General features: G+C 62.8%; 14 protein-coding genes. 11 read left to right on the top strand and 3 right to left on the bottom strand.

Annotated elements, in window-relative coordinates:
- Positions 1-76: 76 nt before the first annotated feature.
- The 6 genes from ppk1 (at position 77) to ACJ8QI_RS21675 (ending at position 9,662) form a co-directional block, all read left to right on the top strand.
- Entirely contained in the window at positions 77-2,140 is a 2,064-nt protein-coding gene (gene ppk1, locus ACJ8QI_RS21650) for a polyphosphate kinase 1 (protein WP_033648827.1), read from the top strand.
- A gap of 10 nt (positions 2,141-2,150) precedes the next feature.
- A complete protein-coding gene (ppx, locus tag ACJ8QI_RS21655) occupies positions 2,151-3,701 on the top strand; it encodes an exopolyphosphatase (protein ID WP_049200673.1) in 1,551 nt (516 codons plus the stop codon).
- 183 nt (positions 3,702-3,884) lie between these two features.
- Complete coding sequence (locus ACJ8QI_RS21660; RefSeq protein WP_004941600.1) at positions 3,885-4,067, top strand: YfgG family protein; 183 nt, start codon at positions 3,885-3,887, stop codon at positions 4,065-4,067.
- A gap of 103 nt (positions 4,068-4,170) precedes the next feature.
- On the top strand, positions 4,171-5,604 hold the full coding sequence (gene mgtE, locus ACJ8QI_RS21665; RefSeq protein WP_442533063.1) for a magnesium transporter: 1,434 nt from the start codon (positions 4,171-4,173) through the stop codon (positions 5,602-5,604).
- A gap of 185 nt (positions 5,605-5,789) precedes the next feature.
- Complete coding sequence (locus ACJ8QI_RS21670; RefSeq protein WP_442533064.1) at positions 5,790-9,116, top strand: diguanylate cyclase; 3,327 nt, start codon at positions 5,790-5,792, stop codon at positions 9,114-9,116.
- A 192-nt stretch (positions 9,117-9,308) separates the two neighbouring features.
- A complete protein-coding gene (locus ACJ8QI_RS21675) occupies positions 9,309-9,662 on the top strand; it encodes a DNA-binding protein (RefSeq protein WP_049200678.1) in 354 nt (117 codons plus the stop codon).
- A 12-nt stretch (positions 9,663-9,674) separates the two neighbouring features.
- Here the strand turns inward: ACJ8QI_RS21675 and alkA are convergent, their stop codons facing one another.
- A complete protein-coding gene (alkA, locus tag ACJ8QI_RS21680; RefSeq protein WP_100396705.1) occupies positions 9,675-11,165 on the bottom strand; it encodes a DNA-3-methyladenine glycosylase 2 in 1,491 nt (496 codons plus the stop codon).
- 164 nt (positions 11,166-11,329) lie between these two features.
- Here alkA and yegD point away from each other — a divergent pair, with 164 nt between their 5' ends.
- Both yegD and ACJ8QI_RS21690 read left to right on the top strand, forming a co-directional pair.
- A complete protein-coding gene (gene yegD / locus ACJ8QI_RS21685; protein ID WP_442533066.1) occupies positions 11,330-12,682 on the top strand; it encodes a molecular chaperone in 1,353 nt (450 codons plus the stop codon).
- A 51-nt stretch (positions 12,683-12,733) separates the two neighbouring features.
- Positions 12,734-13,300, top strand: coding sequence for a GNAT family N-acetyltransferase (locus ACJ8QI_RS21690; protein WP_442533067.1), 567 nt, complete (start codon positions 12,734-12,736; stop codon positions 13,298-13,300).
- On the opposite strand, the gene ACJ8QI_RS21695 is transcribed toward ACJ8QI_RS21690, so the two are convergent.
- Both ACJ8QI_RS21695 and ACJ8QI_RS21700 read right to left on the bottom strand, forming a co-directional pair.
- The gene (locus ACJ8QI_RS21695) at positions 13,297-13,914 is read right to left on the bottom strand and encodes a pyridoxamine 5'-phosphate oxidase family protein (RefSeq protein WP_060424858.1); all 618 of its coding nucleotides are present in this window, start codon (positions 13,912-13,914) and stop codon (positions 13,297-13,299) included. The genes ACJ8QI_RS21690 and ACJ8QI_RS21695 overlap by 4 nt on opposite strands.
- A gap of 68 nt (positions 13,915-13,982) precedes the next feature.
- Complete coding sequence (locus ACJ8QI_RS21700) at positions 13,983-14,936, bottom strand: aldo/keto reductase (protein ID WP_060441154.1); 954 nt, start codon at positions 14,934-14,936, stop codon at positions 13,983-13,985.
- Between the two features lie 273 nt (positions 14,937-15,209).
- On the opposite strand from ACJ8QI_RS21700, the gene ACJ8QI_RS21705 reads away from it, so the two are divergent.
- The 3 genes from ACJ8QI_RS21705 to mdtC are packed head-to-tail and all read left to right on the top strand — an operon-like array spanning position 15,210 to position 22,647.
- Positions 15,210-16,451 (top strand): MdtA/MuxA family multidrug efflux RND transporter periplasmic adaptor subunit, encoded by a 1,242-nt coding sequence (locus tag ACJ8QI_RS21705; RefSeq protein WP_442533069.1) that lies wholly within the window; start codon positions 15,210-15,212, stop codon positions 16,449-16,451.
- Positions 16,451-19,570, top strand: a complete 3,120-nt coding sequence (locus ACJ8QI_RS21710; RefSeq protein ID WP_100396700.1) for an MdtB/MuxB family multidrug efflux RND transporter permease subunit — start codon at positions 16,451-16,453, stop codon at positions 19,568-19,570. Before ACJ8QI_RS21705 ends, ACJ8QI_RS21710 begins: the two co-directional genes overlap by 1 nt.
- Positions 19,567-22,647: a multidrug efflux RND transporter permease subunit MdtC gene (gene mdtC, locus ACJ8QI_RS21715; RefSeq protein WP_442533070.1), complete on the top strand. Its 3,081-nt coding sequence runs from the start codon at positions 19,567-19,569 to the stop codon at positions 22,645-22,647. Before ACJ8QI_RS21710 ends, mdtC begins: the two co-directional genes overlap by 4 nt.
- Position 22,648: the final 1 nt, after the last annotated feature.

The following is a 22,648-nucleotide window of genomic DNA, read 5'->3' on the forward strand; positions in this document are numbered from 1 at the left end:
ATAATGATGAAGGACACTAGAGCGGCATCCGGGCGCTGCGTCCCGGATCCTATTCTAAATTTGAACTGGAGTGGCAATGGGTCAGGAAAAGCTCTACATCGAAAAAGAACTAAGCTGGTTATCCTTTAATGAACGCGTGTTGCAGGAAGCCGCAGATAAGAGCAATCCCCTGATTGAACGTATGCGTTTTCTGGGCATTTACTCCAACAACCTCGACGAGTTCTATAAAGTCCGCTTCGCCGATCTCAAACGGCGCATCCTGATCAGCGAAGAGCAAGGCTCCGCCGGCGCCTCGCGCCACCTGCTGAAAAAGATCCAGGCCAAGGTGCTGAAAACCGATCAGGAGTTCGACGGCCTGTACAACGATCTGCTGCTGGAAATGGCGCGCAATCAGATCTTCCTGATCAACGAACGCCAGGTGTCCGAGAACCAGCAAATCTGGCTGCGGCAATATTTCAAACAGCATCTGCGCCAGCACATCACGCCGATCCTGATCAACCACGACACCAACCTGGTGCAGTTCCTGAAAGACGATTACACCTACCTGGCGGTGGAGATCATTCGCGGCGCGCGCATCGACTATGCGCTGCTGGAGATCCCGTCCGACAAGGTGCCGCGCTTCGTCAATCTGCCGCCGGAAGCGCCGCGCCGCCGTAAACCGATGATCCTGCTGGACAACATTCTGCGCTACTGCCTGGACGATATCTTCAAGGGCTTCTTCGACTACGACGCGCTCAACGCCTACTCGATGAAAATGACCCGCGACGCGGAGTACGATCTGGTCACTGAAATGGAATCCAGCCTGCTGGAACTGATGTCCTCCAGCCTGAAACAGCGCCTGACCGCCGAGCCGGTGCGCTTCGTGTATCAGCGCGACATGCCGAACGAAATGGTGGAGCTGCTGCGCGGCAAGCTGGGCATCTCCAACTACGATTCGGTGATCGCCGGCGGCCGCTACCACAATTTCAAAGATTTCATCAGTTTCCCGAACGTCGGCAAGGCCAACCTGGTCAACAAGCCGCTGCCGCGCCTGCGCCACATCTGGTTCGACGGTTTCCGCAACGGCTTCGACGCCATTCGCGAAAAAGACGTGCTGCTCTACTACCCGTACCACACCTTCGAGCACGTGCTGGAGCTGCTGCGCCAGGCGTCGTTCGATCCGAGCGTGTTGGCTATCAAGATCAACATCTACCGGGTGGCCAAAGATTCGCGCATCATCGAATCGATGATCCACGCCGCGCACAACGGCAAAAAGGTCACGGTGGTGGTCGAGCTGCAGGCGCGCTTCGACGAAGAGGCCAACATTCACTGGGCGAAGCGCCTGACCGAAGCCGGCGTGCACGTGATCTTCTCGGCGCCGGGCCTGAAAATCCACGCTAAGCTGTTCCTGATTTCGCGCCGTGAAGGCGATGAAATTGTGCGCTATGCTCATATCGGTACCGGCAACTTTAACGAAAAAACCGCGCGCATCTACACCGACTATTCGCTGTTGACCGCCGACTCACGCATCACCAACGAGGTGCGCCGGGTATTCAACTTTATCGAGAACCCCTACCGGCCGGTCACCTTCGACAACCTGATGGTGTCGCCGCAGAACTCGCGCCTGAAGCTGTATGAGCTGATCGACAACGAAATCGCCAACGCCCAGGCCGGGGAACAGGCCGGCATTATGTTGAAAATAAATAATCTGGTGGATAAAGGGCTGGTAGATCGGTTATATACCGCGTCCGGCGCCGGCGTGAAGATCCGCCTGCTGGTGCGGGGCATGTGTTCCCTGATTCCCAACCTGCCGGGGATCAGCGACAATATTCAGGTGATCAGCATCGTCGATCGCTTTTTGGAACACGATCGGGTTTACGTTTTCGACAATAAAGGTGACAAACGGGTGTATCTGTCCTCCGCCGACTGGATGACCCGCAACATAGATTACCGTATCGAAGTGGCGGTATCGCTGCTGGATCCGGCGCTGAAACAGCGCGTTCTGGACATTCTGGAGATCCTGTTCAGCGATACGGTCAAGGCCCGTTATGTGGATAAAGAACTGAGCAACCAGTACGTGCCGCGCGGCAACCGCCGCAAAGTGCGTGCCCAGGTGGCTATTTACGAGTATTTAAAAGCTCTGGAACAACCAGGACAGTAGGCCAGCAACTATGCCGCTAAAAAACACTGCAACGAACAAACCGCAGGAAATCGCCGCCATCGACCTCGGGTCGAACAGTTTCCACATGGTGATCGCCCGCGTCGTCAACGGCGCCTTACAGGTATTGGGCCGTTTAAAACAGCGGGTGCATCTCGCCGACGGATTGGACAGCAACAACGTACTCAGTGAAGAGGCGATAGAGCGCGGCCTGGCCTGCCTGGCCCTGTTTGCCGAACGGCTGCAGGGCTTCCCGGCGGATAACGTCACCATCGTCGGGACGCACACCCTGCGTCAGGCGGTGAACGCCGAAGTGTTCCTCAAGCGCGCCGCCAAAGTGATCCCCTACCCGATCGAAATCATCGCCGGTCAGGAAGAAGCGCGCCTGATCTTCATGGGCGTGGAGCACACTCAGCCGGAGAAAGGCCGCAAGCTGGTGATCGACATCGGCGGCGGCTCCACCGAGCTAGTGATCGGCGAAGACTTCGAGCCGCTGCTGGCGGAAAGCCGCCGCATGGGCTGCGTCAGCTTCGCCCAGCTGTTCTTCCCGGGCGGCGAGATCAGCAAAAACAACTTCCGCCGCGCGCGGCTGGCGGCGGCGCAGAAGCTGGAAACGCTGGCCTGGCAGTACCGCATTCAGGGCTGGCAGTATGCGCTGGGCGCTTCGGGCACCATCAAGGCCGCCCACGAAGTGCTGGTGGCGATGGGGGAAAAAGACGGCCTCATCACCCTGGATCGCCTGGAAATGCTCGCCGAGCAGGTGCTGCAGTTCAAAAGCTTCAGTTCGCTGAGCCTGCCGGGGCTGTCGGAAGATCGCCAATCGGTGTTCGTGCCGGGGCTGGCTATTCTGTGCGGCGTGTTCGATGCGCTGGCGATCCGCGATCTGCGCCTGTCCGACGGCGCGCTGCGCGAAGGCGTGCTGTATGAAATGGAAGGCCGTTTCCGCCACCAGGACATCCGCAGCCGCACCGCCAAGAGCCTGGCCGATCACTACAACATCGACCGCGAACAGGCCAAGCGGGTGCTGGAAACCACCGAGCTGCTCTACTCGCAGTGGATGGCGCAAAACACCAAGCTGGCGCACCCGCAGCTGGAGGCCCTGCTGAAATGGGCCGCCATGCTGCACGAGGTGGGGCTGAGCATCAACCACAGCGGCATGCATCGCCATTCGGCCTACATTCTGCAAAACTCCAACCTGCCTGGCTTCAACCAGGAACAGCAGCTGCTGCTGGCGGCGCTGGTGCGCTTCCACCGCAAGGCGATCAAGCTGGAAGAGCTGCCGCGCCTCAACCTGTTCAAGAAGAAACACTACCTGCCGCTGATCCAGCTGCTGCGTCTGAGCACCCTGCTCAACAACCAGCGTCAGTCGACCACCACGCCGGAAACGCTGCGCCTGACCACCGACGACAACCACTGGACGCTGCGCTTCCCGGCCGGCTACCTGGCGCAGAACAACCTGGTGCAGCTCGATTTCGAACGCGAGCAGGCCTACTGGAACGACGTCGTCGGCTGGAAGCTGCTGATCGACGAAGAAGGCTCGCAAGACGAACAGCGCTCCGCCTGATCCCCCCCGCCCCCTGCCAGACAGGGGGTTTTTCTTTCCGCCCTCGCCCCGACAACCTAAACGAAACCCTAATGCGCCGTGCCGCACGCCGGAAAAAAATGGACAACTTTTGTCATCAGCGCCTAAAATCCGGTTACAAATTCTCGAGCGAATAACACAGGATACCGGCATACCGGGTGATATATGCGCAAGAAAACCACCGGACAGATGACGAAGATAGTGTTGTTTATCAGCTTTATCATTTTAGTCGGCCGACTGCTGTACGCCGCCGTGGTGGCGGTGCCTCATCATCAGGAAAAAAAGCAGGCCGCTGCGCAAAACGCCGCCGAAGTCAGCGCGCCGCAACAGGACGCCTCCTCTGAATAACCGCCGCGCCCCGTCCGTTTCATAAAAATGACTCCGGCACTCGCTATGCTCTATCTTTTAATGAGCCTGCGTCAGGAACGCCGAGCGCCCGTTAAGGAACACCATGTCAGCCGCAACCCATAACGTCAAAAAAGTCGCTGAACACCGCCAGCGCATTCTCACTCTGTTGTTGAACAATAAGGAATTGGTCGACGGCATTCTCGGCCGGCCAGGGGATGAGCACGCCCTCAGCCAAAGCGAACTGCTGAACCAGACGGCGGAAATCACCGGCCTGTTGGACGACATGCACGCCGCCGACCTGGCGGACCTGCTGGAAGCGCTGCCGCAGGATGAACGTATGGCGCTGTGGCGGCTGGTGGGCAACAGCAAGCGCGGCCAGACGCTGGTGGAGGTCGCCGAGCCGGTCTGGGACAGCCTGATCGAGGAAATGAGCGACAAAGACCTGCTCAAAGCGATCAAAACGCTGGACGTCGACGAACAGGCCTACCTGGCGCAATACCTGCCGCGTAACCTGATGGGCCGGTTGCTGACCTCGCTGGAGCCGGAGCAGCGCGCCCAGGTGCGCGAGATGAGCCAGTACGCCAAAGACAGCGTCGGCTGGATGATGGATTTCGAACTGGTGACGGTGCGGCCGGACGTCACGCTCGGCGCGGTGCACCGCTTTTTGCGCATGCGCAAAACCATTCCCGACGCCACCGATAAACTGTTCGTCACCGACCGCAAAAACACCCTGCTGGGCGAGCTGCCGCTGACCGCGGTGCTGCTGAACGATCCGGAGATCCCGGTGCGCGAAGTGATGGACAACGATCCCGCCACCTTTCAGCCCGAAGACAAGGCCGATGAAGCGGCCGGCGCGTTCGAGCGTTACGACCTGATCAGCGCCCCGGTGGTTGACGCCAAGGGCAAACTGATGGGCCGCCTGACCATCGAAGAGATCGTCGACGCCGTCAACGAAGAGAGCGACACCAACCTGCGCCGCATGGGCGGTTTAAGCCCGGAAGAAGACGTGTTCGCCCCGGTCAGCAAGGCGGTCAAGACCCGCTGGGCCTGGCTGGCGATCAACCTCTGCACCGCGTTCGTCGCCTCGCGCGTGATCGGCCTGTTCGAACACACCATTTCCCAGCTGGTGGCGCTGGCGGCGCTGATGCCGATCGTCGCCGGCATCGGCGGCAACACCGGCAACCAAACCATCACCATGATCGTGCGCGCGCTGGCGCTGCACCAGATCGAAGTCGGCAACATCTCACGCCTGATGCTCAGAGAGCTGGGGGTGGCCATCATCAACGGCGTGGTGTGGGGCGGCATCATGGGCGTGATCACCTGGCTGCTGTACGGCGACGCGGCGATGGGCGGCGTGATGACGCTGGCGATGCTGCTCAACCTGCTGCTGGCGGCGCTGATGGGCGTGGTGATCCCGATGACCATGCTCAAACTGGGCCGCGATCCGGCGGTCGGCTCGAGCGTGCTCATCACCGCGCTGACCGACACCGGCGGCTTTTTCATCTTCCTCGGCCTCGCCACCCTGTTCCTGCTGTAATACGCCAAAAGCCGGCCCCGCGCCGGCTTTTTCGTCATTCTGCCGCCGGGCTTGCGTTAACGCAGCAAAGTCGGCCTTCCCGGTAGGTTTTCCTCTCGCGCTGTACTACCCTTTGCCAATAAATCGTCTTAATTCATCCACGTCATGAATCCAATCACTGACAGAGGCCATCGGTAAGGGTGTCTATGGAGATCAGCGCGCCGAACACGTTCGGCACCCACAAAGGCGTCATGCTGACGCATTCCCTGTTAGTGGCGTTGGCGACGTTTCTGCTCGCCTTGCTGAGCCTGTCGCTGTCCAGCGAAGCCCGCCACTTCACGCCGCTGTGGTTCCCGACCGCCGCCGCGATCGCCGTGCTGTACCGCCACGCCCCACGCCACTGGGGCCTGCCGCTGCTGGCCAGCGGCCTCGGCATCGTGCTCGCCAGCTTCTTGCTGTTCGGCGTCAGCGCCACTCCCGTCAAGCTGGCCGCCATCAACCTGCTGGAAGCGGCGGTTTGCGCCCTGCTGCTGCGCCGCACGCTGCCGGCGAACGATCCGCTGAGCGATCTGGGCTGCTGGCTGCGCTTTGTGGTGTGCGCCGTGATCTTCACCCCGCTGTTCAGCGCGCTGCTGGCCGCCGGGCTCTCGCCCACGCCGGATCAAACGTTCTGGCAATCGTTCGGCATCTGGTTCATCTCCGAAGCGATAGGGGTGCTGTCGCTGGCGCCGCTCGGCCTCACCTATCACCGCCGCACCTTGGCGGCGCTGAACCCCTACCCGCTGCTGCTCACGCTGATGGGCTCCCTGGCCTTCAGCTACCTGGCGCTGACCTATCTGCCGTTCCCGTTCACCTTCGTCATCCTGCCGCTGCTGTGGGCCGCCATCGCGCTGCCGCGCTTCGAAGCCTTCGCCGTCTGTTTCTGCACCCTGCTGCTGATCACGGTGCTGATCTCGCTGGGCGTGCTGCACCTGCAGGCCTCTGCACACGTCTTCGGTGAGCTTGGCCTGTACTTGCCGATGCTGCTGATCCTGATCCCGGCACACGCGATGGCGATGGTGATGCACACCTTCCGGGTGGAGAAACAGCACATCGTCGAGAGCGAAAGCCGCTTTCGCAGCGCGCTGGAGTATTCCGCCATCGGCATGGCGCTGGTGTCGCCGGAGGGCAAATGGCTGCAGGTCAATCAGGCACTGTGCAAACTGCTCGGCTATACGCCGGAAGGGTTGCACCGCCTGACGTTCCAGGCCATCACCCACCCGGACGACCTCAACGCCGATCTCAGCCAGCTGCACGATCTGCTCGACGGCCACATCAGCAGCTACACCATGGAGAAACGCTATATCCGCAGCGACGGCCAGACCGTTTGGGCGCTATTGGCCGTCTCGCTGGTGCGCGACGCCGAAGGGCAACCGCTGTACTTCATCTCTCAGGTCGAGGACATCAGCGGCCTCAAACGCAGCGAGGCGGAGAACAACCGGCTGGTGGAGCGCATTACGCTGGCCAACCAGGTGGGCGGCGTCGGCATTTGGGAATGGGTGATGAACCAGGAAAACTTCACCTGGGATCAGCGCATGTTCGAACTCTACGATCTCAATCCCGACCAAACGCCGACGCTGGCGCTGTGGCGCACCCTGCTGGTGCCGGAAGATCGCGAGCGCACCGATCGCGAGCTGGCCGCGCTGCTGGCCGATCCCAAGCCTTTCGTTATGGAATTTCGCATTACCACGCGCGGCGGAAAATTGCGCCATATTCGCGGCCAGGGCAACGTGATCCTCGACGACCAGGGCCAGCCGCTGCGCATGATCGGCACCAATATCGACATGACCGAGCTCAAGATCCTCGCCGAGGCGCTGCACGAAGAAAAAGAGCGCCTGCACATCACCCTCGACGCCATCGGCGAAGGGGTGATCTCCACCGACAGCCACCTGCGCATCACCTTTATGAACCCGGTGGCCGAGCAGATGTGTGGCTGGCCGCTCGAGCTGGCGATCGGCATGCCGGTCGCCGGCGTGGTACGCCTGACCAACGGTAAAGACGGCCCGGAAATCGAAAACCTCACGCAATACCCGCGGCAGTGGCCGGCGGATTACGCGCTGGTGCTGCACAGCCGCGACGGACGTTATTTCGATGTGCAGCAGTCGGTCTCACCGCTGAAAACCCTCGATGGCGAAACCATGGGCGCGGTGATGGTGCTGCAGGACGTCACCGCCTCGCGCGAACTGATGAAAAAACTCAGCTACAGCGCCTCGCACGACGCGCTGACCGGCCTGCCGAACCGCACCCGCTTCGAGAAGCAGCTGAAGGCGGCGATCGCCGCCGGTGGGGAACCGTCGTCGCCGCATTCGCTGGTGTTCCTCGATCTGGATCGGTTCAAAGCGGTAAACGACACCGCCGGTCACGCGGCGGGTGATGCCTTGCTGCGGGACATCGCCCAGCTGATGCGGCATCAGCTGCGCAACAGCGACTGCCTGGCTCGGCTAGGCGGCGACGAGTTCGGTTTGATCCTGTTCGACTGCCGGCTGGAGCAGGCGAAATCGCTGATGCAGCAGGTAGTCAACCAAATCAGCCAGCATCCGTTCTACTGGGAAGGGAAAATTTATCGCGTCGGCGCCAGCGCCGGCATCACGCGCATCGGCGGCGACGCCAAAAGCAGCGAACTGCTGGCCCAGGCCGACATCGCCTGCTACACCGCCAAGCACCACGGCCGCGGCCAGGTTTATCTGTACGAAACGCGGCAAAAACAGCTGCTGGAACGGCAGCATGAATTGCTGAACCCACAGGAGGTACAGACGATCATCAGCGAGGGACAACTGCGGCTGCTGACCCGCGCGGTCGCGCCGCCGGCGACGCCGCTGTCGGCCGCGTTTCACCAGGTGAAACTGCAGATGATGGCACCGGACGATCGGCCGCTGCCACACGAGGCGTTCATCGCCGCAGCGCAGCTGTACGGCCTGATGCCGGACATCGACCGCTGGGCGGTGACGCAGCTGCTGGTATCGTGCGCCGACGACATCAAGCGCAAGGGGCTGTCGCTCGCGTTGCCGCTGGCTACCGACAGCCTGCTGAACACCGACTTCCAACGCTTCCTGACGGAAACGGTGCGCGCTTCCTCGCTGCCGCCGCGGGCACTGCTGTTCAGCGTTGATGAAGCCGTGGTGCTGGAGCACGCCGCGCAGTGCCGAGCGTGTCTGCGCGAACTGCAGCAGCTGGGCTGCCGACTGATCGTCAACGGCTTTGGGCATAACATCAATGCCTTCGATGAGCTGGGCGATCAGAAGATAGACATCATTCGCATCGATGAACGCTTTATCACCAACCTGCACTGCAACCAGATGGATGAGCTGATGGTCTCGATGCTCAACGGCGCGGCGCATCGGATCAAGGCGCAAACGCTCGCCGGGCCGGCCCACCAGCCGGTGACGCTGCAGGCGCTGCGCGATGTCGGCGTCGATCTGGCAGACGGCGACCAGGTGGCGCTGGAGCAGCCGTTGGCGGTTCTGCTCAGCGACGGCTACTTCGGCATCCGCTAACGCCTTCCCTCGCCGGCGCCGTCTCACGGGCGGCGCCGCACCTCTCGTCTTTCACATTATGTTAACCAATACGAGATTAGTGATATAAATAACACCTGAAGCTTAAACGATTAAGTAAGATGAAGCTCCCATGCGGACATCGACGTATCCGTTGATTTTCCTCGACATGTGATAGCTCAGGGATAAGGGACTATGGAAAAGAAATGGTTTTCCGCCAGGGAACTGATGGGGAAGGCGGGGTTGCCCTCGACCCCGCAAGGGGTCAATCTGATGGCCCGACGCGAAGGCTGGGTCAGCCGCCGCCGCAGCGGCGTGCAGGGTAAAGCGCTGGAATACCATATCGACAGCCTGCCGTTCGGCGCGCGCAGCCTGTCGGCCTTACGCGAGGCCGACCATCCGGACTACGACATCAAACGCCAGGATCCTATTCGGGTCTGGATCGAGTATTACTACCATCTGACGCCGGCCGAGCGGGAAAAGCTGCTGGCGTTCCTGATGCGCGAAGGCATGAGCCGCCTGCTGCAGCTGATCGACGCCCCCCGCTAGCCCGAATGCGCCTCACTCCTCCCCTTCCGGCGCCCAACCGTCGTTGTGCCACAGGTGCAACGTGGCGTAAGATCGCCACGGGCGCCAACGTTCGGCATAGCGTTCGATCTGGCGCGGCGTCATGCCGGGGAAACGCTGTTTGATCAGGTAATCGCCGGCCAGGAACACGTCCGGCCAAGACCAGGCGCGCATCGCGATATAGCTGGCGGTCCAGCTGCCGATGCCCGGCAGCGCGGTCAGCGCCTTGATGCCCTGTTCGATATCCAGCACGTTATCGAGCTGCAGCCGTCCTTCGCCCAGCGCGCGGGCGATCTCGATCAGCGCCGCCGCGCGCTTCAGCTGTACCCCGAGCGGGCGCAGTGCTTCGGGCTGCAGCTGCGCCACCCGTTCGGCGCTAGGGAAAACGTGGGTGATGCCCTCGTGCGGCGCCGCCAGCGGTTCTCCCCAACGTTCGGCCATCCGCCCGGCGAAGGTTGCCGCCATTTTCACGCTGACCAATTGCCCCAGCACCGCACGCGCCGCCTGCTCGAAGCTGTTTACGCAGCCCGGCAAGCGCAGCCCCGGCGCATCGGCCGCCAGCGAACCCAGCGCCTCATTGATGCGATCCGGCGCGGCGTCCAAATCGAACAGCAAGCGTACGCGGCGCAGCACCTCCGTCGTCACCAAACTGAGCGCCGGCGCGATCTCTACCCTGACCCGGTTGCGCGCTTCTTCCGGCTGCACGCTGAGCCAGCCGCAATACTCCGTACCGCCCTGGCTGACTGAGATCGAACGCAGATAGCGGCGGCCCTCGACCCGCTCTACGCCCTGCACGGCGCGCGCCTGCAAGAAGTTCAGCATGCGATCCCAGTCATAGGGCGGCCGATAGCCCAGGTGGAACACCAGGCCGCTGGCGGCGGCCCGTTCACCGCGCGCGCCGCCGCTGCGCAGCGCCGACGGAATCAGGCGATAGCGCGCCTTGAACAGCTCGTTGAAACGCCGCAGGCTGCCGAAACCGGCGGCGAATGCCACTTCGCTGAGCGGCAGATCGGTATCCGCCAACAGGCGTTTGGCCTGCAGCAGCCGGTGCGACTGCGCGTAATCGATCGGCGAAGCGCCAAACTGCTCGGCGAAGATACGCCGCAGGTGGCGATCGGAAATGCCGAGCCGCGCCGCCAGCGCTTCGCAGCTGTGTTCGGACAGATAGCCCTGCTCGATGAGCTGCACCGCCACCTGCGCATAGCGGTTGCCCAGATCGATCAGCGCCAGGCCGGGCGCCAGTTCCGGCCGGCATTTAAGACAGGGGCGAAAGCCCGCCAGCTCGGCCGCCGCCGCGCTCGGATAGAAGGTGCAATTTTCCAGCTTCGGCGTGCGGGCGCTGCACACCGGGCGGCAATAAATGCCGGTGGAAGAGACGCCGACGAAAAAGCGGCCGTCGAATTTGCGGTCACGCGCGCGCAGCGCGTCGTACAACGCTTGCTGTTGGGTATTCATGGCAACGCTCGGGTTCGGTTTTTTCTGCATTATGGGGCTCGGCTGGCGCGCTGACGTGCGGAATTCGGACATTAAGTTAAGCATGCCGATGCCGCGCCCGCTAAATTTTTCAACACTCGCGCATCAGCGCATTGCCCACCGGCCCCGTCTCGGGTAAAGTCGCCCCCCTTCATTGGCATGGGGACAAAAAAGAGATGTTTATTGGATTCGACTATGGGACAGCCAACTGTTCCGTCGCGGTGATGCGCGACCACGGCCCCGAGCTACTGACGCTGGAAAACAACGAGCCGTATCTGCCTTCAATGCTGTGCGCGCCGACCCGCGAAGCGGTGAGCGAGTGCCTGCACCGCCACTGGCAGGTACCGACCGGCAGCGAAGAAAACCAGCAGCTGCTGCGCCGCGCCATCAGTTACAACCGCGAAGAGGACATTCCGGTCGGCGGCGACAGCGTGCTGTTCGGCCTGCAGGCGCTGGCGCACTACATGGAAGATCCGGAAGAGGTGTACTTCGTGCGCTCGCCGAAGTCTTTCCTCGGCGCCAACGGCCTGAAGCCGCAGCAGATCGCCCTGTTCGAAGACCTGGTCTGCGCCATGATGTTCCACATCAAACGCCAGGCGGAAAACGTGCTGCAGGCCGGTATCGATCAAGCGGTGATCGGCCGACCGATCAACTTCCAGGGCATCGGCGGTGAAGAGGCCAACCGGCAAGCGCAGGGCATTTTGCAGCGCGCCGCCGAACGCGCCGGTTTCAAAGCCATTGAATTCCAGTTCGAGCCGGTGGCGGCAGGGCTGGACTTCGAGGCGACGCTGAGCGAAGAGCAAACCGTGCTGGTGGTGGACATCGGCGGCGGCACCACCGACTGCTCGGTGCTGCTGATGGGCCCGCAGTGGCGCGACCGCGCCGATCGTCAGCAGAGCCTGCTGGGCCACAGCGGCTGCCGGGTCGGCGGTAACGATCTGGACATCATGTTGGCCTTCAAACAGCTGATGCCGCTGTTCGGCCTGGGCGGCGAAACCGGGAAAGGCATCGCCCTGCCGGCGCTGCCTTACTGGAACGCGGTGGCGACCAACGACGTACCGGCGCAAAACGACTTCTACAGCGCCGCCAATGGCCGCGTGCTGCGCGATCTGATCCTCGACGCGGCGGAGCCGGAAAAGGTCAAACGCCTGCTGAAAGTGTACCAGCAGCGCCTGAGCTACCGGCTGGTGCGCGCGGCCGAAGAGAGTAAGATAGCCCTGTCAGGCCAAACCGCCATCAGCGCGACGCTCAGCTTCGTCCAGGCCGATCTGGCGGAAAGCATCAGCCAGGAGCAGCTCGCCGACGCCATCTCACAGCCGTTGATGCGCATCCAGGAGCAGGTCAGCGCCGCGTTGGCCAGCAGCCAGACCGCGCCGCAGGTGATCTACCTGACCGGCGGCAGCGCGCGTTCGCCGCTGCTGCGCGCCGCGCTGCAACAGCAGCTGCCGGGCATTCCGATCGTCGGCGGCAACGACTTCGGCTCGGTCACCGCCGGGCTGGCGCGCTGGGCGCAAACGCTGTTCCGTTGACGGCCCAAGGGCGCGGCTCGCCGCGCCCTTGCTCATTGGAGGCTATGCATCATGTCAACCATCCTTACCCTCGACAGCGACAGGCTGCGGCTGCGCCCCTGGCGCGACGACGATCTGCCGGCCTTCGCCGCGCTTAACGCCGATCCGCAGGTGATGCGCTATTTCCCGGCGACGATGACGGCCGAAGAAAGCCACGCGCAGGCCGAACGCATCCGCGCCATCATGCAGCAACATGGCTGGGGGCTATGGGCGGTGGAAGTGAAAGGCGGCGCGCCCTTTATCGGTTTTGTCGGGCTGGCGCGGCCGGGCGACGATCTGCCTTGCTCCCCCTGCGTGGAGATCGGTTGGCGGCTGGCGGCGGCCCACTGGGGCAACGGCTACGCCGCTGAAGCGGCACGCACTGCGCTGGCGTGTGCCTTCGACACGCTGCACTTGCCGGAAGTGGTGTCCTTCACCGCCGAAAACAACCAGCCGTCGCGCCGGGTGATGGCGCGCATCGGCATGCACTTTGACGGCGAAACCTTCCTGCACCCGCGCCTGCCGGCGGGGCACCCGCTGCAAAAACATGTCTTGTACCGGCTGAACCGGCAAACGTGGCGCGAACGCCGCGGCGATTAATACAGCGTATCCTTCAGCCGCTGCGGCAGCGCCTGGTCGTACTCCTCACCGTCGAAGCGCGTTTGGCTCACCGCGGCCAAAATATGGCCGGGGCTGGGCAGCGCCGAACGTTCGAGGCGGCTGCCCTCTTCCCAAAGTCCCGAACGCAAGATCGCCCGGCTGCACTGGAAGAACACCGCCTCCACCCGAATACGCAACACCGAACGCGGCAGCTGATTGCGGTGGGCGAAGCGCTGCAGCACCGCCGGCGCCACCACGATCTCCGCCCGCCCGTTAATCCGCAGCGTTTCGCCGATGCCGGGGATCAGCAGCAGCAGCGCCACCCGGTTGTCGTGCAGAATATTGCGCAGGCTATCGATGCGGTTATTGCCGCGCCGATCCGGCAGCAGCAGGGTTTTCTCGTCTTCGATGTGGAGAAAACCGGCCGGATCGCCGCGCGGCGAGACATCCATGCCGTCCGGCCCGACCGTCGAGAGGGCGGCAAACGGCGCCGCCTCGATAAACGGGCGGTACGCCGGGTGGATATAGCTGACTTCTTTAAAAACCGAGGGGGCGCCGGGTTTGCCGTACAGCTGTTCCAGCGTCGCGAGGTCGTTGATGGTATCACCAGACATTGCGGTTTCCTGAATGGGCCATGTTGACCCCTTCAGCATAGAGCAAAATCGCCGCCGGGTAACGCGCCTTACCCGGCACTGGCGTGGTTCAGCGCCTGGATGTCGTCCGCATCCAGCGTCAGGTGGGTGGCGCTGACCAACTCATCCAGCTGCGGCAACGAGGTGGCGCTGACGATCGGCGCGGTGATGCTCGGGCGCGCAATCAGCCAAGCCAGCGAGACCTGCGCCGGGGAGGTGCCGTGCTTACCGGCCACCTGATCCAGCGCCGCCAGAATGCGGAAGCCGCGCGGGTTAAGGTAGCGTTCGACGATGCGATCGCCGCGCTGGCTTTTGCCTTCATCCGCTTTGCTGCGGTATTTGCCGGTCAGGAAGCCGCTGGCCAGCGCGAAGAAGTTGATCACCCCGAGACCATGGCGCTGCGCCACGCCTTCCAGCTCGGCTTCATACCCTTCTCGCGCATACAGATTGTATTCCGGCTGCAGGGTTTCGTAGCGCGCCAGCCCGTTGCTTTCACTCACCCGCAGCGCTTCTTCCAGGCGATCCGCCTGATAGTTGGAGGCGCCAATCGCCCGCACCTTGCCGGCTTTGATCAGCGCATCGAACGCCGCCAGCGTCTCTTCCAACGGCGTATCGCGGTCATCGTCGTGCGATTGGTAAAGATCGATATAATCGGTTTGCAGGCGGCGCAGCGAGTCTTCCACCGCCTGCTGAATATAGCGCGGCGACAGCCCCTGTTTGCCTTCGCCCATCGGTTTGCCCACCTTGGTGGCAATGATCACCTGGTCGCGCTTGCCGCTCTTCTTGAGCCATTCGCCGATGACGGTTTCCGATTCGCCTCCCCGATTGCCCGGCGCCCAGCTGGAATAAACGTCGGCGGTGTCGATAAAGTTGAGCTGATTGTCCACCAGCGCATCCAACAGGCTGAAAGAGGTCGCTTGATCCGCCGTCCAGCCGAACACGTTGCCGCCGAAGGTCAACGCCGGCACCTGAATGCCCGAACGGCCCAGTTGTTTTTTGCTCATTGATAGAGGCTCCATGGGTTAAATAATTCGCTCGTTAATTATTAGCGCCAAGTACAGAAAGTCGTTAAAACGCATTGGCTATAAGTTAAAAGCCAACGCTTATAAACATAGCAGGCAACAATCGTTAACTTATTCGGAAAATGCTGACGGTTCCTCCTTATTTCCTTCATTTTTATGCCGCTTTGGCTAGCTAAACTAGTATTCTGTAAGGAGTGTCACTTTTGTGGCAATGCGTGCCCGCACGGTTGTCCTCTGGAGAGAATTTTCGCCGCCATGAATGCAAAACCCCAACGTCGTTCCCTGATGCTGCGCCTGCTGGTTGCCGCCATCGTGGCCATTGTCGCCGTGCTGATTTGGCGTCATTTCAACGCCGCGCCGCCGGCCGCTGAAACACCGGCGGCAGCCCGCCCTGCCGGCGGTGCCAAAGGAGCGGCCGCCGGTGGCAAACGCCGCGGCAATCTGTCGCCGGTTCAGGTGGCCACGGCCACGCAGCAATCCGTGCCGAGCTATCTGATCGGGCTGGGCACCGTCACCGCCGCCAATACCGTTACCGTCACCAGCCGGGTCGACGGCCAACTGATGGCCCTGCACTTCACCGAAGGGCAGCAGGTGAAAGCCGGCGATCTGCTGGCGGAAATCGATCCCCGGCCATTCCAGGTCCAGTTGACCCAGGCACAGGGGCAGCTGGCGAAGGATCAGGCGACGCTGGCCAACGCCCGGCGCGATCTGGCGCGCTATCAGCAACTGGTGAAAACCAACCTGGTTTCCCGCCAGGAGCTGGACACGCAGGCCTCGCTGGTGCAGCAGACCGAAGGGTCCATCAAGGCCGATCAGGGCGCGGTGGACAGCGCTCAGCTGCAGCTGACCTACAGCAAAATCATCGCCCCGATCTCCGGCCGCGTGGGCCTCAAACAGGTCGATATGGGCAACTACATCACCAGCGGCTCCACCGCCATCGTGGTGATCACGCAAACGCATCCGATCGACGTGGTGTTCACGCTGCCGGAAAGCACCATCAGCGACATCATGAAGGCGCAAAAGGCCGGCCCGGTCAGCGTCGAAGCCTGGGGGCGCACCAACAAGACCCTGTTGGCGCAGGGCAATCTGCTCAGCCTGGATAACCAGATAGACACCACCACCGGCACCATCAAGCTGAAGGCGCAGTACGCCAACCAGGACGACGCGCTGTTCCCCAATCAGTTCGTCAATGCGCGGCTGAAAGTCGCCACGTTGCAAAACGCCATCGTGGTGCCGACCGCCGCCGTGCAGATGGGCAACGAAGGCAACTTCGTCTGGACGATGGACGATGAGAATAAAGTCAGCAAACGCCTGGTCACCGTCGGCATTGAAGACAGCCAGAACGTGGTCATCGCCAGCGGCCTGAACGCCGGGCAACGCGTGGTGACCGACGGCATCGACCAACTGACGGAGGGCATGAAGGTTGAGGTGGTGACGCCGCAAACCAAAGCGGCCGGCGGCAACGCTACGCCGCACGCTAAGCGGGAGAAAGCCTGATGCAGGTGATGACGCCGAACCCCGGCGGCGGCCCGTCCCGCCTGTTTATTCTGCGCCCGGTCGCCACCACGCTGCTGATGGTGGCGATCCTGCTGGCGGGGATCATCGGCTACCGCGCGCTGCCGGTTTCCGCCCTGCCGGAAGTGGACTATCCGACCATTCAGGTGGTTACGCTGTACCCCGGCGCCAGCCCGGACGTGGTGACCTCCGCCATCACCGCGCCGCTGGAACGCCAGTTCGGCCAGATGTCCGGCCTCAAGCAGATGCTGTCGCAGAACTCCGGCGGCGCCTCGGTGATCACCCTGCAGTTCCAGCTGGCGCTGTCGCTGGATATTGCCGAGCAGGAGGTGCAGGCGGCGATCAACTCCGCCACCAACCTGCTGCCGACCGATCTGCCCTATCCGCCAATCTACAGCAAGGTTAACCCCGCCGATCCGCCGATCCTGACGCTGGCCGTGACCTCCACCGCCATGCCGATGACGCAGGTGGAAGACATGGTGGAAACCCGCGTGGCGCAAAAAATTTCCCAGGTGACCGGCGTCGGTCTGGTCACCCTTTCCGGCGGCCAACGCCCGGCGGTACGCGTGAAGCTCAACGCGCCGGCCATGGCGGCCAACGGGCTCGACAGCGAAACCGTGCGCACCGCCATCACGGCCGCCAACGTCAACTCCGCCAAAGGCAGCCTGGACGGCCCGACCCGCTCGGTCACTCTGTCCGCCAACGATCAGATGAAGTCCGCCGATGAGTACCGGCGGCTGATCGTCGCCTACAAAAACGGCGCGCCGATCCGCCTGCAGGACATCGCCACCGTCGAACAGGGTGCGGAGAACACCCGGCTGGCGGCCTGGGCCAACAAGCAGCCGGCGATCGTGCTGAACATTCAGCGCCAGCCCGGCGTCAACGTCATCACCACCGCCGACAGCATTCGCGAAATGCTGCCGACGCTGATTAAAAGCCTGCCCAAGTCGGTCGACGTCAAAGTGCTGACCGATCGCACCACCACCATTCGTGCCTCGGTCAGCGACGTGCAGTTCGAGCTGCTGCTGGCGATCGCGCTGGTGGTGATGGTGATTTACGTGTTCCTGCGCAACGTGCCGGCAACCATTATCCCCAGCGTGGCGGTGCCGCTGTCGCTGGTCGGCACCTTCGCCGCCATGTACTTCCTCGGTTTCTCCATCAACAACCTGACGCTGATGGCGCTGACCATCGCCACCGGCTTCGTGGTGGACGACGCCATCGTGGTGATCGAGAACATCTCGCGCTACATCGAGAAAGGCGAAAAACCGCTCGACGCCGCGCTGAAAGGGGCCGGCGAAATCGGCTTCACCATCATCTCGCTGACCTTCTCGCTGGTGGCGGTGCTGATCCCGCTGCTGTTCATGGGCGACATCGTCGGCCGCCTGTTCCGCGAGTTCGCCGTGACGCTGGCGGTGGCGATTCTGATCTCCGCCGTGGTGTCGCTGACGCTGACGCCGATGATGTGCGCCCGCCTGTTGAGCCATGAGTCGCTGCGCAAGCAGAACCGTTTCTCCGCTGCCTCGGAACGTTTCTTCGAACGCGTGATCGCCGGCTACGGCCGCTGGCTGAAAGTCGTGCTCGCCCACCAGTGGCTGACGCTGTGCGTGGCGTTGAGCACCCTGGCCGTCACCGTGCTGCTTTACCTGTTCATCCCCAAAGGCTTCTTCCCGATTCAGGACAACGGCCTGATCCAGGGCACGCTGGAAGCGCCGCAGTCGGTGTCGTTCAGCAAAATGGCGGTGCTGCAACAGCAGGTCGCCGCGCAGGTGCTGCAAGATCCGGCGGTAGAGAGCCTGACCTCGTTTATCGGCGTCGACGGCACCAACGCCGCCCTCAACAGCGGCCGGCTGCAGATCAACCTGAAGCCGCTGAGCGAACGCAGCGACAGCCTGCAGACCATCATCGACCGGATGCAGGAGAAGGCGGCAGCGCTGCCCGGCCTGAAGCTCTATCTGCAACCGGTGCAGGATCTGACCATCGACACCCAGGTCAGCCGCACGCAGTACCAGTTCACCCTGCAGGCGATGTCCCTCGAGCAGCTCAGCCAATGGGTGCCGCAGCTGATCGACGAACTGCGGCAGACGCCCGAGCTGCAGGATGTCAGCAGCGACTGGCAGGATCAGGGGCTGGAGGCCTATATCAACGTCGATCGCGATTCGGCGTCGCGCCTCGGCATCCAGATGAGCGACGTGGACAGCGCGCTGTACAATGCCTTCGGCCAGCGCCTGATCTCCACCATCTACACCCAGGCCAACCAGTACCGCGTGGTGCTGGAGCATGACGTGCAGGCGACGCCGGGGCTGGCGGCGCTGAACGATATCCGCCTCACCAGCAGTACCGGCGCCGTGGTGCCGCTGAATACCCTCGCCAAAATCGAACAGCGCAACGGGCCGCTGGCGATCAACCACCTCGATCAGTTCCCGGCGACCACCGTCTCCTTCAACGTGGCGGAGGGCTACTCGCTGGAAGAAGCGGTCAACGCCATTACCCAGGTCGAGAAGACCCTGGCGATGCCGAAAGACATCACCACCAAGTTCCAGGGCGCGACCCTGGCCTTCCAGGCGGCGCTCGGCAGCACGCTGTGGCTGATCCTGGCGGCGGTGGTGGCGATGTATATCGTGCTGGGCGTGCTGTATGAAAGCTTCATCCATCCGGTCACCATCCTCTCCACCCTGCCGACCGCCGGGGTTGGCGCGCTGCTGGCGCTGATGCTGGCGGGCAGCGAGCTGGACGTGATCGCCATCATCGGTATTATCCTGCTGATCGGCATCGTGAAGAAAAACGCCATCATGATGATCGACTTCGCCCTGGCCGCCGAACGCGAGCAGGGCATGAAGCCCTATGACGCCATCTATCAGGCCTGCCTGCTGCGTTTTAGGCCGATCCTGATGACCACGCTGGCCGCCCTGCTTGGCGCGCTGCCGCTGATGCTCAGCACCGGCGTCGGCGCGGAGCTGCGCCGGCCGCTCGGCATCTGCATGGTCGGCGGCCTGATCATGAGCCAGATCCTGACGCTGTTCACCACCCCGGTGATTTACCTGCTGTTCGATAAACTGGCGCGCAACACCCACGCCAAAGAAGAAGCACGGGAGACACCGTGAAATTCTTCTCGCTGTTTATCTTCCGGCCGGTGGCCACCACCCTGCTGACGCTGGCTATCGCGCTGGCGGGCGCGCTGGGCTTCAGCCTGCTGCCCGTCGCGCCGCTGCCGCAGGTGGACTACCCGGTGATTTCGGTCTCCGCTTCCCTACCGGGCGCCGATCCGGAAACCATGGCGACCTCGGTCGCCACCCCGCTGGAGCGTGCGCTCAGCCGCATCGCCGGGGTTAACGAAATGACCTCGATGAGCTCGCTCGGCAGCACCCGCGTGATCCTGCAGTTCGATCTCAGCCGCGACATCAACGGCGCGGCGCGCGACGTGCAGGCGGCGATCAACGCCGCGCAAAGCCTGCTGCCCTCCGGCATGCCGAGCCGCCCGACCTATCGGCAGATGAACCCGTCGGACGCACCGATCATGATCCTGACGCTCACCTCCGACACCTACAGCCAGGGGCAACTTTACGACTTCGCCTCCACCCAGCTGGCGCAGAAAATCGCCCAGACCGAGGGCGTCGGCGACGTCACCGTCGGCGGCAGCTCGCTGCCTGCGGTGCGGGTGGAGCTGAATCCTTCCGCGCTGTTTAACCAGGGCGTATCGCTGGACAGCGTGCGCCAGGCCATCAGCAACGCCAACCTGCGCACGCCGCTCGGCTCGACCGAAAGCCAGGACAAGCGCTGGCAGATCCAGAGCAACGACCAGATCAAGAAGGCCGAGGGCTACAAGCCGCTGATTGTGCATTACAACAACGGCTCCGCCGTCCGGCTGAGCGACGTCGCCAACGTCATCGACTCGGTGCAGGACGTGCGCAACGCCGGGATGACCAACGCCCAACCGGCGATCCTGCTGGTGGTCAGCCGCTCGCCGGACGCCAACATCATCGCCACCGTCGATCGCATCCGCGCCGAGCTGCCCGATCTGCAGGCCAGCATTCCGGCCTCGATCAAGCTGAACATCGCGCAGGATCGCTCGCCGACCATTCGCGCCTCGCTGGCGGAAGTGGAGCAATCGCTGGTCATCGCCATCGCGCTGGTGATCCTGGTGGTGTTCGCCTTCCTGCGCTCCGGCCGCGCCACGCTGATCCCCGCCGTCGCGGTGCCGGTGTCGTTGATCGGCACCTTCGCCGCCATGTATCTGTGCGGTTTCAGCCTCAACAACCTGTCGCTGATGGCGCTGACCATCGCCACCGGCTTCGTGGTGGACGACGCCATCGTGGTGCTGGAAAACATTTCCCGCCACGTGGAAGCCGGTATCAAGCCGCTGCAGGCGGCGCTGCAAGGGATACGCGAGGTCGGCTTTACCGTGCTTTCGATGAGCATGTCGCTGGTGGCGGTATTCATTCCGCTGCTGCTGATGGAGGGGCTGCCGGGGCGCCTGTTCCGCGAGTTCGCCGTTACCCTGTCGGTGTCTATCGGGCTGTCGCTGATCATCTCGCTGACGCTCACGCCGATGATGTGCGCCTACCTGCTGCGCCCGCAAACGGAACGCGCGCAGCAGCGCGTGCGCGGCTTCGGCAAGCTGTTGATGAAACTGCAGCAGGGCTACGGCCGCTCGCTGCACTGGGTGCTCGACCATGCCCGATGGGTGCTGGCGATCCTGCTGGCGACGGTGGCGCTGAACGTCTGGCTGTATATCAGCATCCCGAAAACCTTCTTCCCGGAACAGGATACCGGCCGTCTGATGGGGTCGATTCAGGCCGATCAGAGCATTTCGTTCCAGGCCATGCGCCAGAAACTGCAGGATTTCATGACCATCGTGCGCGACGATCCGGCGGTGGATAACGTCACCGGCTTTACCGGCGGTTCGCGCACCAACAGCGGTTCGATGTTCATCGCGCTTAAACCGCTGTCCGAACGCAAAGAGAGCGCGCAGCAGGTGATCGCCCGCCTGCGCACCAAGCTGGCAAAAGAACCCGGCGCCAGTCTGTTCCTGATGGCGGTGCAGGATATCCGCGTCGGCGGCCGGCAGGCCAACGCCAGCTACCAGTACACGCTGCTGTCGGACGATTTGAGCGCCCTGCGTACCTGGGAGCCGAAAATCCGCACCGCGCTGGCCGCCCTGCCAGAGCTGGCGGACGTCAACTCGGATCAGCAGGATAAAGGCTCGGAGATGGATCTGATTTACGATCGCGACACCATGTCGCGCCTCGGCATCTCGGTGTCCGACGCCAACAACCTGTTGAACAACGCCTTCGGCCAACGGCAGATCTCGACCATCTATCAGCCGCTCAACCAATACAAGGTGGTGATGGAAGTGGCGCCGCCCTACACCCAGGACGTGAGTTCGCTGGACAAAATGTTCATCATCAACAGCGAAGGCAAGGCGATACCGCTCTCCTATTTCGCGCATTGGCAGCCGGCCAATACGCCGCTGGCGGTCAACCATCAGGGGCTGTCCGCCGCCTCCACTATCTCGTTCAACCTGCCGCTCGGGGCCAGCCTCGGCGACGCCACCGACGCCGTCACCCGCGCCATGACCCAGCTCGGCGTACCGCCTACGGTGCGCGGCGCCTTCGCCGGCACCGCCCAAGTGTTCCAGGAGACCCTGAAATCGCAGGTGATCCTGATCCTGGCGGCGATCGCCACGGTGTACATCGTGCTCGGCGTGCTGTACGAGAGCTATATCCATCCGCTGACCATCCTCTCCACGCTGCCTTCCGCCGGCGTGGGCGCGCTGCTGGCGCTCGAGCTGTTCGGCGCGCCGTTCAGCCTGATTGCGCTGATCGGCATCATGCTGCTGATCGGCATCGTGAAGAAAAACGCCATCATGATGGTCGACTTCGCGCTCGAGGCGCAGCGCAATGGCGGCATCAGCGCCCGCGAGGCGATTTTCCAGGCCAGCCTGCTGCGTTTCCGGCCGATCATGATGACCACGCTGGCGGCGCTGTTCGGCGCGCTGCCGCTGGTGCTGGCCAGCGGCGACGGCGCAGAGCTGCGCCAGCCGCTCGGCATCACCATCGCCGGCGGTCTGGTGATGAGCCAGCTGCTGACGCTGTACACCACGCCGGTGGTCTATCTTTACTTCGACCGGCTGCAGGCGAAGTTCCGCCGCAACAAGCAACTGGCCCCGCTGCCACACTAAT

Source organism: Serratia sp. CY84636 (assembly GCF_052166245.1).
Taxonomy (GTDB): Bacteria; Pseudomonadota; Gammaproteobacteria; order Enterobacterales; family Enterobacteriaceae; genus Serratia; species Serratia nevei.

Bases quoted from the DNA above. Each gene is read 5' to 3' on its own strand.
- ppk1 (WP_033648827.1), top strand. From the start codon at position 77: ATGGGTCAGGAAAAGCTCTACATCGAAAAAGAACTAAGCTGGTTATCC.
- ppx (WP_049200673.1), top strand. From the start codon at position 2,151: ATGCCGCTAAAAAACACTGCAACGAACAAACCGCAGGAAATCGCCGCC.
- ACJ8QI_RS21660 (WP_004941600.1), top strand. From the start codon at position 3,885: ATGCGCAAGAAAACCACCGGACAGATGACGAAGATAGTGTTGTTTATC.
- mgtE (WP_442533063.1), top strand. From the start codon at position 4,171: ATGTCAGCCGCAACCCATAACGTCAAAAAAGTCGCTGAACACCGCCAG.
- ACJ8QI_RS21670 (WP_442533064.1), top strand. From the start codon at position 5,790: ATGGAGATCAGCGCGCCGAACACGTTCGGCACCCACAAAGGCGTCATG.
- ACJ8QI_RS21675 (WP_049200678.1), top strand. From the start codon at position 9,309: ATGGAAAAGAAATGGTTTTCCGCCAGGGAACTGATGGGGAAGGCGGGG.
- alkA (WP_100396705.1), bottom strand. From the start codon at position 11,165: ATGCAGAAAAAACCGAACCCGAGCGTTGCCATGAATACCCAACAGCAA.
- yegD (WP_442533066.1), top strand. From the start codon at position 11,330: ATGTTTATTGGATTCGACTATGGGACAGCCAACTGTTCCGTCGCGGTG.
- ACJ8QI_RS21690 (WP_442533067.1), top strand. From the start codon at position 12,734: ATGTCAACCATCCTTACCCTCGACAGCGACAGGCTGCGGCTGCGCCCC.
- ACJ8QI_RS21695 (WP_060424858.1), bottom strand. From the start codon at position 13,914: ATGTCTGGTGATACCATCAACGACCTCGCGACGCTGGAACAGCTGTAC.
- ACJ8QI_RS21700 (WP_060441154.1), bottom strand. From the start codon at position 14,936: ATGAGCAAAAAACAACTGGGCCGTTCGGGCATTCAGGTGCCGGCGTTG.
- ACJ8QI_RS21705 (WP_442533069.1), top strand. From the start codon at position 15,210: ATGAATGCAAAACCCCAACGTCGTTCCCTGATGCTGCGCCTGCTGGTT.
- ACJ8QI_RS21710 (WP_100396700.1), top strand. From the start codon at position 16,451: ATGCAGGTGATGACGCCGAACCCCGGCGGCGGCCCGTCCCGCCTGTTT.